Source organism: Pseudomonas wuhanensis, assembly GCF_030687395.1.
In the GTDB taxonomy this organism is placed as follows: Bacteria; Pseudomonadota; Gammaproteobacteria; order Pseudomonadales; family Pseudomonadaceae; genus Aquipseudomonas; species Aquipseudomonas wuhanensis.
Genome location: NZ_CP117430.1, coordinates 2,082,750 through 2,096,258 on the forward strand (window position 1 = coordinate 2,082,750; position 13,509 = coordinate 2,096,258).

At 58.1% G+C, this 13,509-nt stretch carries 18 protein-coding genes; 14 read left to right on the plus strand and 4 right to left on the minus strand.

The annotated features are described in order from the left end of the window. The first annotated feature begins 100 nt into the window (after positions 1-100). From PSH88_RS09625 to PSH88_RS09665, 9 genes are all read left to right on the plus strand, one after another. Positions 101-2,602, plus strand: coding sequence for a phage tail tape measure protein (locus PSH88_RS09625; RefSeq protein WP_305425989.1), 2,502 nt, complete (start codon positions 101-103; stop codon positions 2,600-2,602). Between the two features lie 9 nt (positions 2,603-2,611). After that, a complete protein-coding gene (locus tag PSH88_RS09630) occupies positions 2,612-3,457 on the plus strand; it encodes a phage tail protein (protein WP_305425990.1) in 846 nt (281 codons plus the stop codon). Beyond that, positions 3,432-3,638: a tail protein X gene (locus PSH88_RS09635; RefSeq protein WP_305425992.1), complete on the plus strand. Its 207-nt coding sequence runs from the start codon at positions 3,432-3,434 to the stop codon at positions 3,636-3,638. The genes PSH88_RS09630 and PSH88_RS09635 overlap by 26 nt, the downstream gene beginning before the upstream one ends. A 283-nt stretch (positions 3,639-3,921) precedes the next feature. Next, positions 3,922-4,473, plus strand: coding sequence for a hypothetical protein (locus PSH88_RS09640; RefSeq protein WP_305425993.1), 552 nt, complete (start codon positions 3,922-3,924; stop codon positions 4,471-4,473). 316 nt (positions 4,474-4,789) lie between these two features. After that, the gene (locus PSH88_RS09645; protein ID WP_305425994.1) at positions 4,790-5,353 is read left to right on the plus strand and encodes a hypothetical protein; all 564 of its coding nucleotides are present in this window, start codon (positions 4,790-4,792) and stop codon (positions 5,351-5,353) included. Between the two features lie 147 nt (positions 5,354-5,500). Then, positions 5,501-6,550 (plus strand): phage late control D family protein, encoded by a 1,050-nt coding sequence (locus tag PSH88_RS09650; protein WP_305425995.1) that lies wholly within the window; start codon positions 5,501-5,503, stop codon positions 6,548-6,550. A 33-nt stretch (positions 6,551-6,583) separates the two neighbouring features. Next, positions 6,584-7,147 (plus strand): glycoside hydrolase family 19 protein, encoded by a 564-nt coding sequence (locus PSH88_RS09655; RefSeq protein ID WP_305425996.1) that lies wholly within the window; start codon positions 6,584-6,586, stop codon positions 7,145-7,147. Then, entirely contained in the window at positions 7,129-7,671 is a 543-nt protein-coding gene (locus PSH88_RS09660; RefSeq protein WP_305425997.1) for a lysis system spanin subunit, read from the plus strand. Before PSH88_RS09655 ends, PSH88_RS09660 begins: the two co-directional genes overlap by 19 nt. Before the next feature lie 150 nt (positions 7,672-7,821). Then, positions 7,822-8,616 carry a DNA adenine methylase gene (locus tag PSH88_RS09665; protein ID WP_305425999.1) on the plus strand — a complete coding sequence of 265 codons (795 nt, stop codon included), beginning with the start codon at positions 7,822-7,824 and terminating at the stop codon, positions 8,614-8,616. A 15-nt stretch (positions 8,617-8,631) separates the two neighbouring features. Here PSH88_RS09665 and PSH88_RS09670 read toward each other — a convergent pair whose 3' ends face one another. Together PSH88_RS09670 and PSH88_RS09675 are read right to left on the minus strand one after the other, a co-directional pair. Then, positions 8,632-9,135 carry an SOS response-associated peptidase family protein gene (locus tag PSH88_RS09670; protein ID WP_305426000.1) on the minus strand — a complete coding sequence of 168 codons (504 nt, stop codon included), beginning with the start codon at positions 9,133-9,135 and terminating at the stop codon, positions 8,632-8,634. 24 nt (positions 9,136-9,159) lie between these two features. Continuing rightward, positions 9,160-9,888 (minus strand): hypothetical protein, encoded by a 729-nt coding sequence (locus tag PSH88_RS09675; protein WP_305426001.1) that lies wholly within the window; start codon positions 9,886-9,888, stop codon positions 9,160-9,162. A gap of 224 nt (positions 9,889-10,112) precedes the next feature. On the opposite strand from PSH88_RS09675, the gene PSH88_RS09680 reads away from it, so the two are divergent. Continuing rightward, positions 10,113-10,352: a DUF1652 domain-containing protein gene (locus tag PSH88_RS09680; protein ID WP_305426003.1), complete on the plus strand. Its 240-nt coding sequence runs from the start codon at positions 10,113-10,115 to the stop codon at positions 10,350-10,352. Positions 10,353-10,418: 66 nt separating this feature from the next. Beyond that, positions 10,419-10,697, plus strand: coding sequence for a hypothetical protein (locus PSH88_RS09685; RefSeq protein ID WP_305426004.1), 279 nt, complete (start codon positions 10,419-10,421; stop codon positions 10,695-10,697). A gap of 396 nt (positions 10,698-11,093) precedes the next feature. Here PSH88_RS09685 and PSH88_RS09690 read toward each other — a convergent pair whose 3' ends face one another. Beyond that, entirely contained in the window at positions 11,094-11,330 is a 237-nt protein-coding gene (locus PSH88_RS09690; RefSeq protein WP_305426005.1) for a hypothetical protein, read from the minus strand. 53 nt (positions 11,331-11,383) lie between these two features. Continuing rightward, a complete protein-coding gene (locus tag PSH88_RS09695; RefSeq protein WP_305426006.1) occupies positions 11,384-11,815 on the minus strand; it encodes a response regulator in 432 nt (143 codons plus the stop codon). Positions 11,816-12,243: 428 nt separating this feature from the next. Here PSH88_RS09695 and PSH88_RS09700 point away from each other — a divergent pair, with 428 nt between their 5' ends. The 3 genes from PSH88_RS09700 (at position 12,244) to PSH88_RS09710 (ending at position 13,438) form a co-directional block, all read left to right on the plus strand. Continuing rightward, on the plus strand, positions 12,244-12,504 hold the full coding sequence (locus tag PSH88_RS09700; RefSeq protein WP_305426007.1) for a hypothetical protein: 261 nt from the start codon (positions 12,244-12,246) through the stop codon (positions 12,502-12,504). A gap of 222 nt (positions 12,505-12,726) precedes the next feature. After that, positions 12,727-12,963: a hypothetical protein gene (locus PSH88_RS09705; protein WP_305426008.1), complete on the plus strand. Its 237-nt coding sequence runs from the start codon at positions 12,727-12,729 to the stop codon at positions 12,961-12,963. Positions 12,964-13,198: 235 nt separating this feature from the next. After that, positions 13,199-13,438, plus strand: a complete 240-nt coding sequence (locus PSH88_RS09710) for a hypothetical protein (RefSeq protein WP_305426009.1) — start codon at positions 13,199-13,201, stop codon at positions 13,436-13,438. Positions 13,439-13,509: the final 71 nt, after the last annotated feature.

Here is a 13,509-nt window from a genome sequence, read left to right on the forward strand (position 1 = left end):
TTTTCTGCTGCCGAGATCACGGCCATGCCCTTCAACGAGCTGGTGTGGTGGCTCTCCGATTGAGCCACCGCTTAAACCCTCCGAAATATAAGGCACTCACATGGCGAAGAACCTCGCGCTCGGCTTTGTCATCGGCGGCGCTGTCGATCCGACGGTGGGTAAAGCGTTCAAGGACGTCGAAAGCAAGATCAAACATCTGGATTCGGTGGGCAGCAAAGCCCGTGTGTTGCAGAACACCATCGGCGACACCATGCGTCTGCGCGAGGAATGGCGCAAGGCGCACATGGCCGGTGCTGAAGGCGCAGACAAGCTGCTGGCCAAATATGAAAAGAACCTCGACCTGCTGAAAAAACAGGGCGTCGAGGTCGGTCGGCTGAGCAAGGCCTACGCCACGATGGGCCGCGTGGCCGCCGGAGCTGAATTGAAAGCGCTCGGTCACCGGCAGATCGAGGAGGGGCGTTCGGGCCTGAAAAGCACCATCGGCCAAGCCGGTGCGCTGACGGCTGCGGTGGCCATTCCGACCAAGGTCAGCGCGGACTATGGCGCGATTACTCGTGACATCGCAATCAAGGCAGGGATTGCCAATACCTCTCAAGAGGCGGATCTGTCCAAGTCGATTATCGGTACTTCAAGAGATATCGGTATTGCTCGTAATCGATTGGCAGAGACCATCAACACCTTGGTTGGCTCTGGCCTGGAGTTGAGTAAGGCGCGGGAGTATTCAGCTCCGGCGGCAAAATTCATCGTAGGGCAGGGAGCTGGGGACACCGACACTGCCAAGTTGATCAACGCTTTGAGTCAGAACGCCAAAATCACCGATCCGGCGATGATGCAGAAGGCGCTGGAGGCGATCGCTTATCAAGGACAAGCGGGCAGCTTTGAGGCTGCCGATATGGCCCGCTGGTTTCCCGAGCTGCTGGCCAACATGGGCAGCCTGAAGATCTATGGCATGGACGCCGTGACCCAGCTGGGTGCGATGCTGCAGGTGCAGATGAAGACGGCCGGCGGTGCTGACGAAGCGGCCAACAACCTGAAAAACTGGATGGGCAAGATCGGCTCGGGGGACACGGTCGACGCGTACAAGAAGGCCGGGATCGACTATCAAGCGTCGATGACCTCCGGCCTGCAGAACGGTATGTCGACCTTGGAATCGAGCTTTGCCCTGGCGCAAAAATACATCGCCGCCACCGACCCGAAAAAGGCCAAGGCGATGGCCGAAGCCACGGCCAAGATCAGCAAGGAAACCGATCCGGAAAAGGCCAAGGGCATGATCATCGCACTGGAGGAAGCCCTGCGCACCGGCGACCTGTTCGCCGACATGCAGGTCAAGGCGGCGCTGACTGCGTACATGCAGAACAAGGATCTGTACAACCAATTGAAAAAGGACTCGGCCGCCGCCACCGGGATCCTCGACAAGAACCTCGCCGAGCGCCGGCAGACGTCCGCGCAAAAATGGTCCGAGATGGCCCAGGGCATGGACGACGCTATGCGCAGCATCGGCGATGCGTTGCGGCCGGTCACCGACGCCGTGGCCGACGGCATCAACAACGTCAGTCGCAAGCTGTCGGGATTCGCCGACGAGTTCCCACGGGTAGTGGTTGGTATCGGTACGGCCGTGGTCGGTCTGGTTGCGCTGAAGGGCGCTGTCAGCGCTTTCAAGGTCGGCAAAGGCTTGATGAACCTTGGGCGCGGCACCCTGATGGGCAACCCGAATATTCCGCAAAAGGTGATCGTCACCAATCTGCCGGCTACGGGTGGCGGGATGGATGCCGGCGACCTGGATGCCAACGGCAAAAAATCGGGCAAGGCGGGTAAAGGGGGCCGTGGTGGTGGCCTTGGTCGTGGGGCCTCCATCGCCCAGGGCATGAAAGGCCCGGCGATACTCGCGGTCGCCCAGGTGGGATACAAGGCGTATGACACTTACGAAAACGCCGAGACTCAGGACGAAAAAGCCGAAGGTTACGGTCAGGCTGCGGGTGGCCTCGCCGGTACATTGGCCGGAGCGGCCGCCGGTGCCGCCATCGGCACGGCGGTGCCGATCATCGGCAACATCGTCGGTGGACTGATCGGCGGGTATCTCGGTTACATGGGCGGTGATGCCCTTGGCGGCTCTCTCGGCAAGTCGTTGTTTGGCACCGACGAGTCGCTGAAAACCCTGCCGACGGCCGGGCCGCTGATGATGGCCAACGCCGGGCAGAACCTTCCGCCGGTGATGGGCAGCATCGCCCGGTCGTTTGCGACCGCCGTCGGGCTACTCAGCCCTGCCGCATCCGGCTCGCCGAAACCATCGGCGGTGCAGAGCCTGTTGCCGGAGCGCGAAGCCGACGGCGCCGCCTTGGGTGATGTAACGCGATCCTTGGCCGCTCCGGCACCACCAAGCGTTCCGGCGCTGCTGACCCCGGTGCCGGCAGCGACCAAGCCTGAAGCACCGAAGGTGGAACAACGGATCGACATTCAGGCACCGCTGCACATCACCGTGCAGGGCGATGTGAAGGATCCAGCGCAAATGGCACGCGAGCTGCGACCCTTCATCGAGCAACAGATGCAGCAGGCCACGCAGCAGCTGCAGAACCGCAAGCTGTACGACGAACCGCATGTGTAAGGAGGGCCAATGGCCTACATGGAACAGCTGCAGTCAGGGCTCAAGCAACTGGCAGCAGCAGGGGAGACCGGCCGGCGCAGCCTCGACGGCATGATGGGGCCGGTCAACGGCGCGATCAGCGAGATCAGCGGCGCGGCCTCGGAGCTTGAGGGTATCCCGATTGTCGGTCCGGCGGTCGGGGAAAAGCTGCAGCGCGTGATGCGCGGGGTAAACGCCGCCCAGGCCAAGGTCGGGCAGGTGGTGGCCACCTACAACAAAGCCACCCGTGCTGTGTCGCAGATCGATGAACGCATGGGCCAACTGAAGGAACAGGCCGCCCGAGCGTCTACTGCGATCAACAAAATCGCCGGCAAGGTCAGTCCATCGCTGGCCAACATCGTGCCCACCGGATCACTGGCCGGTGACGCCACGCCGGTGCCGGAGGCAGTGAAGCCGTTCCCGCACCTGCTGATCGTGCAGCCGCAGGATCCCAAAGCGCCGCCGTACTACTTTAATTTGGACACCGCCGCCTTTGATGAACTGCGGCGCTCCACCGAATTTCGCTGGGCCTCGCAGGAGCGGCTGACCCGGCGACCGGCGCAGCAGGCGGTGGGCATCGGCGAGGAAAAGATCACCCTAAAGGGCGCGATCTTTCCCGGCTTCAAGGGCGGGATCAAGCAGCTGGACACTTTGCGCAGCCTCGGTGCCCAACTGAAACCCCTGACCCTGACCACCGGTTATGGCGACGTGCTGGGCACCTGGTGCCTGAAGAACGTCGAAGAAGAACAGAGCGCGCTGCTGCAGGGTGGAATCCCGCGCAAGCAGGCGTTCACCTTGGAGTTTGTGCGCTATGGCGACGACCTGCAGAACGTCTGACGGGGATTTGCTCGACACCCTTTGTTATCACGCTTACGGGCATTTGAGCGGCACCGTCGAGGCGGTGTTGGATGCCAATCAGGGGCTGGCCGACGAGCCGCAACCGTACCGTGCCGGCATCGTCATCGAGCTGCCGGATCTGCCGGCACCCAGCAATGACGGGGTGATGTTGTGGGGCTGATGTTCACGCATCGCCCTGATGACATTTCTTGGCTCTTCACGGATTGCCAGAAAAGTCGTTCTTGACTTTCAAACACACACCGGGCCGCGACCCTTGCACCGACATAGAGCCTGACATGCTTGCCAAGGCATGTATGCCGCCATAAAAGTAGTTGCAAGCGCTTGAAGATCGTGTATTAAGGGAAGGCCGCGAGCCGAAGGGTTCGTGGTGTGCTCCTGGAAGGTGCGCTGTTCGAGTGAGGCTGTCTCCAGGTCTTTTCGCAAAAACTAAAAGGATTTTAGATATGACGTCTCTTCAAGACATAAAACCTGAGCAGGTCGATGCGCTCAACAAGCAATCACAGGCTGCCTTTGACGCACAAATCAAGCGCCAGCAAGAGGTTGTCAGTGCAAAGCCGGCGCTAAAAGAGGTCCTCGATCAGAAGGTGCACCCGCAATCGTTGTGTGGATGCGGATGCCAGCAGACCATTTGCGGTTGGTTCACCTTCGAAGGTTGCGGTTGCGGTTGTTATCCTCAATCCGAAACCATCCAGATTAGTTCGTCACTCGGCAATATCGAACCACAAGGAGTCGGAGTGAAGTTCGTCGGTCAGGTGACAGGTAGTGGCACCAACATTAACATTTCCCCCGGTGTCTACCTGCAGGGCACCGTGCCTGATACTGAGAACCTCATCGGCATCCCGTTGACGCTGCAATTGTCGATTAATTCAGGTTCGCTCACCCTCTATCTTTTTGAAGGGCCGCGCCTGCTGGCCGCACTGGTCCCGCAATATGGCGCGAACATTGGCGGGGAGTTCTTCGGCAGTGGGACCGGCATATTCCAGCTGGGGTTGTAGTCGATCAGGAGTAATCAGCCCGACGCCGGGCAAGAAAGCCCTAGCCTCAAACGCTAGGGCTTCTTTTCCTTTACGGATTGCCGGGAAAGCCGTTCTTGATCTTCAAGGAACACACCGGGCCGCGAGCCTTGTCCCGACATAGGGCCTGACATTTCCAAGGCATGTGTGCCGCCATCAAAGTAGTTGCAAGCGCTTGCAGATTGTGTTTTAAGGGATGACCGCGAGCCGAAGGGTTCGTGGTGTGCTCCTGGAAGGTGCGCTGATCGAGTGAGGCTGTCTCCAGGTCTTTTCGAAAAAAATAAAAGGATTTTTAGATATGACGTCTTTTCAAGATATAAAACCTGAGCAAGTCGATGCGCTCAAAAAGCAATCGCAAGCTGCCTTTGACGCACAAATCAAGCGCCAGCAAGAGGTTGCTGGGGCGAAGCCGGCGCTAAAAGAGGTCCTCGATCAGAAGGTGCATCCGCAATCGTTGTGTGGATGCGGATGCCAGCAGAACATTTGCGGCTACTTCTCGTTCGAAGGTTGCGGTTGCGGTTGCTATCCTCAGACCGAAACCATCCAGATTAGTGCGTCACCCGCCGATATCGGACCAAATGCTCCTCAGCAAGGAACCCGAGTGCGGTTCGTCGGTCAGGCGACAGGTACGGGTACCAATATCAATATTTCCAGTCTCTATCTACAGGGCACCGTGCCTGATGCTGAGAACCTCATCGGCGTCCCGTTGACGCTGCAATTGTCGATTAGTCCAGGTTCGCTCACTCTGTACCTTTTTGAAGGGCCGCGCCTGCTGGCCGCACTGGTCCATCCAGCGCAGTATGCCGGGAACATTAGTGGGCAGTTCTCCGGCACTGGAACCGGCTTTTTCCAGCCGGCGTGATGTAGTCGACCAGAAGTAAACAGCCCGATGCCGGGCAAGAAAGCCCTAGCCTCAAATGCTAGGGCTTTTTTTTGGCTCTTTTTTCCGGTAATCGGTGAAGAATTTTTTTTTTGCCCGCCGTGTGCGGGCTTTCTTTTGGACAGAACAATGACCCCAGCCTTTCGCGTCGTGGCCGACGGCGCCGACATCACGGCGCTGATCAATGATCGGCTGCTGCAACTAAAAACCACTGACAAGCCCGGCATGGAGTCCGACGAGTTCGAACTGCGCATCGATGACCGCGACGGTGCCGTGGCACTGCCGCCGCGAGGGGCCGGCATCGAGATCTACTTGGGCTATGCGGAGACCACATTGACCCGCATCGGACGCTACGTCGTCGATGATGTGGATTTCGACGGACCGCCGGACACCCTGATGATTACCGGCAAGGCCAGCGACATGCGTGGCAGCGGCAAGACCACCCGCAGCGGCAGCTGGGAAGACGTGCCCCTGTCGCGGATCGTCGCCGATGTTGCCGCGCGTAATGGCTGGCAACCGGTGTGCCCGGTACAGACCAAAGTGCCTCGCGCTGATCAGCTCAACGAGTCGGATTTCAACTTCATCACCCGCCTGGCCAAACAGTACGACTGCACGGCCAAGGTGGCCGACGGCAAATTGCTGGTGATGCCTCGGCAGGCCGGGCAAAGCGCCTCGGGCAAGGCCTTTGGCGTGGTGGTGATTCATCGCCGTGACGTCAGCCGCTTCAAGTTCCGCTTGGGGGATCGCAACACCCACAAGGCGGTGTCGACCAAGCACCAGGACAAGAAAAACGGAAAACTCGCCGTCGTCACCCTGGACAACGACGACTCACCGGACGGCTTGCCGCCGGTGCATACCGACCGTCACATCTACCCGAACAAGTCGGCGGCCGAACAAGCGGCCAAGGCTCGACTGGCGGCCTTCAACCGGTCGACGGCCGAGGTTCGTCTGGAAATGCCCGGGCGCACCGACCTGTTTGCCGAGCGAACGATCGATGCCCAAGGCTTCAAGGTCGGTTTCGATGGCGACTACCTGGTGGACTCGGTGGAGCAGGTGTACACCCAGTCCGGTTGGAGCACGACTGTGGAGTGCAACGGCGGCAAGCAGGGTAAGGCGAAAGCCAAAGGCAAAAAGAAAAAGTCGGCGAAGGATCTGAAGGTCGTTCAGCTCAAGCAGTAGCGCCGCATTCCCCCAAACCCATGGAGACCCGCTATGTCACTGACAGAGCAACAGCTACAGCGCATCATGCCCAACGCCCGCCGCCAAGCGGGCGTTTTTGTATCCGCCCTAAACACCGCCATGGCCCATCGGCAGATCAACACACCCCAGCGGCAGGCCGCGTTCCTGGCTCAAGTCGGTCACGAGTCCGGCCAATTGCAGTACGTCCGCGAACTGGGCGGCGACCAGTACCTGAGCAAGTACGACACTGGCAGTCTCGCGGCGAAGCTGGGTAATACGCCGGAGGCTGATGGTGACGGCCAGCGCTATCGCGGTCGCGGGCTGATTCAAATCACCGGCCGCAACAACTACCTGCGCTGCAGCCTGGCGCTGTTCGGCGACGAACGATTGCTGCGCACCCCGGAGTTGCTCGAGCTGCCGCAATGGGCCGCCGAGTCGGCGGCGTGGTTCTGGTGGGTGCGTGAACTGAATGCCCTGGCGGATCGGGATGAGTTCGAGGCGATTACCCGTAAGATCAACGGCGGGCTGAATGGCTTGGCAGATCGCCGGCAGCTGTGGGAGCGGGCGAGGGCGGTGCTATGCGCCTCGGCGAACTGATCCCGGCGCCCTACCGGCTGCTGGCCAAGGGTGTGCTGCTGGTCACTTTGTCTGGCGGTTCCGCTGCAATTGCCTGGCAAGTGCAGGACTGGCGCTATGGCCGGCAGCTGGAGGAACAAGCCCGCCTGCAGGCAGAGCGTCTCAATCAAAAAACACTGGCCGCTGCAGCGCAGCAACAAGCTGAGCAGGCCAAACGTCTGGCCCTGGAGCAGCGGCTTTCAGCCAGTGAACAAACCCATTACCGAGCCCTGAGCGATGTCCAACGTGATCAAGGTCGCCTGCGCGACCGCCTTGCCACTGCTGATCTGCGCCTGTCAGTCCTACTCGACACCACCGCTGCCGGCGGCAGCGCCTCGGTGCCAGCCACCACCGCCACCGGCGGCGTGGTTCATGGCGCCACAAGAGCCCAACTTGACCCGGCGCATGCTCAACGAATTATCGGCATCACCGATGCCGGCGACCAAGGACTGATCGCCCTGGCGGCCTGTCAGGCCTACGCTAAAGAAGTCTCAACACCGAAGTGAAAAAGAGCGACCGGGGTGGATGCGTCAACATCCAACCCGGCCGCCGTCCCTGCAGATTGCCCCTGCAAGTCCAGCCAAGGCTCTTGCTCCGTGCACAAAGCGCGGCGAGCCTAGCACCTGTTTATCCATACAGTAAAGGTCTTGCTCTCAATGTCTACACCCATCATCCCTTGGATGGGCGGCAAACGCCGCCTGGCCGACCGCCTCATTCCGCTTTTTCCGCCTCACGAATGCTACGTCGAAGTCTTTGCCGGCGGTGCCGCGCTGTACTTTATGCGGCCCCAGGCAGCGCCCGTGGAAGTCCTCAATGACATCAACGGCGATCTGGTAACGTTGTACCGCGTCGTGCAGAACCACCTTGAAGAGTTCGTGCGCCAATTCAAATGGGCGCTCAGCTCCCGGCAGGTGTTCGAGTGGCAGAAGATGACCCGCCCCGAAACCCTCACCGACATCCAGCGCGCCGCCCGGTTCTTCTACCTGCAGCACCATGCCTTCGCCGGCAAGGTCACCGGGCAGACCTTCGGTACCGCCACCACCGGCCCGGCCATCAACCTGTTGCGGATCGAGGAAAACCTGTCGGCCGCGTGGCAGCGCCTGTCCGGCACCTACGTCGAAAACCTGCCTTGGCTGGAGTGCGCCGAACGCTACGACCGTCCCCACACCTTCCACTACATGGATCCTCCTTACTGGCAGACCGCTGGTTATGGCGTGGGCTTTCCGTTCGAGAACTACGAACGGATGGCCGACTTCATGCGCCGCTGCAAGGGCAAGGTGATGGTCAGTATCAACGACCACCCGGATATCCGTCGCGTGTTCGAGGGCTTTCATTTCGAGACACTGGACATCCGTTACTGCAACACCAACCAACGGCAGGGAAAGGCCGAGGTGAGCGGTGAGCTGGTGATCATGAATTGGGAGCCGGCGGACTTGGGCGGGCTGTTTTAGTAACCCAGCTATCCATCAGTGCACAAAGTCAGCAGGACGGTCACGGTCGTCAGAGTCGCTAATAGGATTGATCAGGCCGCTTTGCTGATTCCGAACGTTGCTGATTGCCCGGTCGACCTTGAACCACTCGAAAGCCTCGGTCGGTTCCCACTGCAACAGCATCATTTGCTCGGCGCGCTGTTTCTTCGGCCCACCCTCGTCAACCCATTCGAACCAGTTGTCGATCGCGATGATCGCCCGGTGCGGCCAGATCGATCTGAAGAATGGATTGCGGGCGACTCTCTCTACCCGGGCCTTGATGGCAGCACGGTCCTTGCTCCACTGTGGCCGCCAGCCCCAGCGCACCATGTCGGCCCGCAGATACTGACCTTCCTGGTGAAAGAGGGTGAGTTGAGCGGATGGCGCGGCATTGTAGCGCTCGAAAGGCTGGTTGCTTGCATAGTCAATCAAGGCGCTGGGCATGCTCAGTGCCGCGACAAAGTCATGAATGCCTCGGTATTGGGAAAGACGTCCGCACATGGTTGGAGCCCTACGGTTGTGCTTTCAGCGTAGACCAGAACCTGGCGGCTTGATGACGAAGCCCTGTCCGGCGCAGGCAGCGCAGTCGTCTCTTCGGTCAAAGCGATCGAGGCAAGCGGGGCAGGTGCTGAAGCTGGCCAGATCCATAAATGGCCGCATCTTTTCGTAAGCGCGCAGGTCGCGACCTTCCAGCGCGACCTGCGCCGCGTCAACCAGGGCGCGATACATATCGGGATCGTCGATCGGCTGGTAAATCACCCCAAGAATCATCCGTCCGGTCTCGATCAGATCAAACTGTCGACCATCGCGCAGGGTCAGCGTAAGGCCTTCAATGCGTGCAGTGATGCCTGATGGGTTGAAAACCAGATTTGCTCCGGCGCCATCGCGATAGACTTTGCCGTCGTAGGTGGTTCGAGCTTCGACCTGGTTCTCCCTTCTCGCGTGGAAAATGGTTTGCCGGATTTCCCCAAGGATCAGGGAGCCGTCGCAGGCCACGAGGTCATAGGACGATGCGCCGCAATAGCGAACAGGATGACTCTGCAGTTCTTCCACGGCATGCCAGTACGCGGCGTTGGCCATTTCATTCATGTCGTATTGCTCGAGCGTGTCGATCAATCCCTCGGCCACCAGAGTGGATGCCATGGAGTGAAGGTGCTGGCGGTGCGCCTCGGGGTTTTGCATTCGAAAGTCGTGGTCGTCAAGGGTCGAGCGCCACTGCTGAAATCTCAGCGCTTTAGCCTGGTCGAAATTCATTGAGGGAGATTCACTGTACGGATACTGGTTTTATGTACAGTAATTGAGGTGTAAAGGACGCGCGAGAATAGAGCGACGAGCTGTAGGATTTTGGGGTACGTACGGTCGACAGGACGCCGTGGGGAAGGCGAGACTCTTGGTCGTTTTCTGCGACAAGGGGGAGCCTAGGTTTCTATTATTAATAGGCGAGCATCCAAAAAAACGATGAGTTTGGGACGAAAGCCATGATCTCCATTTTTGAGCTTCGCCATATCATTGAGGGTGGTTTTCTGCCTCTTTCCTGTAGCTGTACCGTGAACCCTGATAGATCGCTCAAGATCAAGGTGTTCGAGCCCGAAACCGGGCGCGTCGAATTACTGGTCACCGGCATATCGACTGCGAACCTGGGCTCCAGCCGAGCAATTGCCAATCTGATTGGCGAGTTGCATAGCGAAATGGCGGCCAGGAAAGTAGCTTTCGTGTGATGTAGGCCATTCGACCCTAACCACCACCCTCCAAACAGTGATGCGTCAGCGGTATCAGAGGCGCATATGACCTATGACGTGAACATCGACCAATACTGCCTCCAGTGTGAGGTCACTTCGTTGTTGGATGTGCCCCCCGACCCGTGGGCCACCACCAGCGATTGGGACGCCTATGGCTATCGGGAACTGGAGTTTCGTGTTGTGTCAGGTCAGGTGTATGACGAAAACGGCACGGCCAGTGACGCCGGACGCAACGGCTGCGCGGCACTGGCCGAACAATATGCCGAGCTCATAGAGGAAGAATTATGGCGGCAAATTGAGGCCGAGCGGCAGGATGTCGCTTAAAGCCGTTTGACGAGGGGGCATTTCGCATCGCGTGCTCGTTCATCGCGATATAGCGTCCTGCTCGTCAAGGGTTTTTACATCGGAGATAAGAGGTTACTAAACGGGTTATCCCTTATTTTTTTCCCGTTGTTGGGCAATCCAATTTTTACCTGCTCCGCCGCAACCACATTCACAAGTGGTCGAGTGATACCACGACTTATAATAGTCCTCCAGGGAGCTATCAGTTTCTCTGGGCGAGGCAGCACGGGTGCCATTTCTCTCACTCATGTCACTGTCTTTCTTTCTAGGCCGATGGGATCCTTGTGAGGGCATTTCGCGTACTCCTTTACGTGTGATGAATCATAGACTTTAGAGCACTTTTTGACAGATGGTAGGGGGCATTCGTCCCGTAGCTTCCTACACGAATGCCCAGGCAACGTCGGTTATCCCTAACGCAGCCACCTGCGGACGCAAATGCTCTGCCCCGGTTACCGTCAAATCGATGTGAACGTTCTTTCGATTCTCGTAGTGCCTAAGAATATTGAACAGTACGGCGTACTCATCTGCTCTCGTATTCAACGGCGCGGCAATAACCAGCTCCATCGGATAGCCGACCTCCTGGTAGCTGATTTTTAGCAGCCCGTTTTCGTTCATTGGGCACCTCTGGCTTGCCGATATGCAAAACGAGCTTTTAATCCTCGTCGCCCCTATGAATCAGTGCGCTGGCTCGAGATTTGGTGAATGGGGTGACCAGGTTGAAGGAGGGTGGCCACCGCGATTACCAAGTCGTCCAGCGAAAATGGTTTCTGCAAATAGATTGTAGAAGCTGGCACTTGGGTAGGATCGAGCAGATATCCGGAAGTGAGTATCGAGGCGATCAACGGCCATTTGCCTTGGAGCATTACAATAAACTCTGCCCCCTGGACCTGTCCCGGCAAGCTCTGATCCACGATCACAAGGGGGCATTGACCGTGGTTTTCCAGAAGGTGAGTTAATGCATCGTCTGCAGTCACAAAGGCAAGAGTGTTTGCTCCGACCTCGCTCAAGATGTCCGTCATTAATGATCGAAGGGTGGGGTCATCCTCTACGATGATGACCGTCCCTTCGATTGGCAGCATTCCCTTCCAATTTACATTCACCCGCCCATTCCTTAATCGTCAGGGTTTTCGCCGTATGAAAAGGACAGCGTAGGCCGACTTCGGTTTGAGGTGGATGGAAAAATCGGGTGGCTGCTCAAATGCCAATATTAGTCGCCCCCAGTGCGGCCTTTAACAATCACATGCCCTGCTCCGTGTATCAACTCTTCTGCGGCGTCCCTGGCTTTCCTCTCAAATGACGTCATTGACGGATTTTCGTGGGATACACCACCAAAGTGTGGCGAACGCCCCCGACCATAGAGATGTCGTGCAGCGAATCTTCTGCCCGGCTCGTCTTGGGATTCGAACCCCTTCTCGCATGCCAGCAGACCGCTTTAGGCCAAGGAAATTGGTGCTTTTTGCCCGTACGTTGGAAGGTTGATAGAGGCGGAATCAGCTACAGTTGATAGGTGATTCGAAAGGAGGTGCGTATGAGCATCACCGTCTGCGTCGTATGTGGTGATAGCGCCGAGAAAGCTTACCCAGTTGGCAGTTTTGATGAGTTTAAATGTCCGAACTGTGGCTACTACTCAGTCGATCGGCAGTTGATTGACGAGATGGAGGCAGCAGATCAGGTCTTTGACACCGAGCGCACCCAGCAATATTTGATGATCCACTCTCGGCCGGGCCAGGTGCCTGCGATTACGCGAGACGAGACTACAAATCATCAACTAATTGTGGAAAGCACGTGAACAAGGTGGGGGGCCGGCAATGCCGGTGCTGGCACCACCGCCACTGGCGAACAGATCAACCACCAGTTCTTTTCGAACGGCAGGCCCTGCTTGACTGGCCATGGATGAACTGGGTGTAACTTCTATTGTGCGGACATAGGGGATCCTCGCCGGCTGGCGTGAAGTGGTTTGTGGGCTATTGCGTGATATGTCGGTGGAGTGCTGGATGACAAGGAAGTCGAAATGAGCTTATTGGTAGAACGGCCTTATCCTGTGGATTACGTCCACCCAAATGGTAAAAGAGCGAAGATTGATTTCATCTGGGGAAAGCCGGATAACCCCGCCCCGGTGGGGCTTCGTGTCTGGGGCCGAGACGGTAATAACGATATCCTGCTAGCCAAAGAAAGCTGGCCTTGGAAAAGCTTCGATGAAGCAATGAGGCGCGGGATTAGACTGGCTACGGCGTGGTGTGAGCGATAACTGTTATTAGCAGCGGGCCTCCCTTCAGCGCAACAGGTGAGAGTGGGTTAGGCGGCCGCTTGTGATTCCTGCTTCGGCGGCCAGTCCGTGAAACCAACCTTCGACGCCTTGGTCATTCGGATTAATGATCGGCTCACCTTGGGCGGGTAGGCGTCAGCCCCGCCGGCTAGCGTGATTCGTTGAAGTGGGGTATTTGTGATTAGCCCGGTATGGCGCCAGATTGAGGAGAATTGATATGGCTTATTGGGATTCGTACGGTTACCCAGAGAGCGATCCAAAAGTGTGGATCACGTTCGGCCCGCAAAAGGATGGTCTGCCGCAGGTGGCGTTTCTCGCCCCTATTCTGCCAGAGGATGATAGTCCCAAAGCGGACGAGTACTACCAAGAGGTGGCAGGGCGCTGGACTGACGAGCTTGCAGCCCATGAAGAGTTGGACAAAATAGCTCAAGCACTCATTGAACAGAAATGTCTGTAGCAATAGGAGAGCCACAACGTGCATAGCGGACGCTTGACCTCGGCAGCGGTCTTGTTCGCCACTGGCGCGGC

What these genes read in the sequence shown, in the direction of transcription:
- PSH88_RS09670 (WP_305426000.1), bottom strand. Translation starts at nt 9,135, where the DNA reads ATGTGCGGACGTCTTTCCCAATACCGAGGCATTCATGACTTTGTCGCG.
- PSH88_RS09625 (WP_305425989.1), top strand. Translation starts at nt 101, where the DNA reads ATGGCGAAGAACCTCGCGCTCGGCTTTGTCATCGGCGGCGCTGTCGAT.
- PSH88_RS09690 (WP_305426005.1), bottom strand. Translation starts at nt 11,330, where the DNA reads ATGAACGAAAACGGGCTGCTAAAAATCAGCTACCAGGAGGTCGGCTAT.
- PSH88_RS09705 (WP_305426008.1), top strand. Translation starts at nt 12,727, where the DNA reads ATGAGCTTATTGGTAGAACGGCCTTATCCTGTGGATTACGTCCACCCA.
- PSH88_RS09700 (WP_305426007.1), top strand. Translation starts at nt 12,244, where the DNA reads ATGAGCATCACCGTCTGCGTCGTATGTGGTGATAGCGCCGAGAAAGCT.
- PSH88_RS09660 (WP_305425997.1), top strand. Translation starts at nt 7,129, where the DNA reads ATGCGCCTCGGCGAACTGATCCCGGCGCCCTACCGGCTGCTGGCCAAG.
- PSH88_RS09685 (WP_305426004.1), top strand. Translation starts at nt 10,419, where the DNA reads ATGACCTATGACGTGAACATCGACCAATACTGCCTCCAGTGTGAGGTC.
- PSH88_RS09640 (WP_305425993.1), top strand. Translation starts at nt 3,922, where the DNA reads ATGACGTCTCTTCAAGACATAAAACCTGAGCAGGTCGATGCGCTCAAC.
- PSH88_RS09665 (WP_305425999.1), top strand. Translation starts at nt 7,822, where the DNA reads ATGTCTACACCCATCATCCCTTGGATGGGCGGCAAACGCCGCCTGGCC.
- PSH88_RS09655 (WP_305425996.1), top strand. Translation starts at nt 6,584, where the DNA reads ATGTCACTGACAGAGCAACAGCTACAGCGCATCATGCCCAACGCCCGC.
- PSH88_RS09675 (WP_305426001.1), bottom strand. Translation starts at nt 9,888, where the DNA reads ATGAATTTCGACCAGGCTAAAGCGCTGAGATTTCAGCAGTGGCGCTCG.
- PSH88_RS09630 (WP_305425990.1), top strand. Translation starts at nt 2,612, where the DNA reads ATGGCCTACATGGAACAGCTGCAGTCAGGGCTCAAGCAACTGGCAGCA.
- PSH88_RS09650 (WP_305425995.1), top strand. Translation starts at nt 5,501, where the DNA reads ATGACCCCAGCCTTTCGCGTCGTGGCCGACGGCGCCGACATCACGGCG.
- PSH88_RS09635 (WP_305425992.1), top strand. Translation starts at nt 3,432, where the DNA reads ATGGCGACGACCTGCAGAACGTCTGACGGGGATTTGCTCGACACCCTT.
- PSH88_RS09645 (WP_305425994.1), top strand. Translation starts at nt 4,790, where the DNA reads ATGACGTCTTTTCAAGATATAAAACCTGAGCAAGTCGATGCGCTCAAA.
- PSH88_RS09710 (WP_305426009.1), top strand. Translation starts at nt 13,199, where the DNA reads ATGGCTTATTGGGATTCGTACGGTTACCCAGAGAGCGATCCAAAAGTG.
- PSH88_RS09680 (WP_305426003.1), top strand. Translation starts at nt 10,113, where the DNA reads ATGATCTCCATTTTTGAGCTTCGCCATATCATTGAGGGTGGTTTTCTG.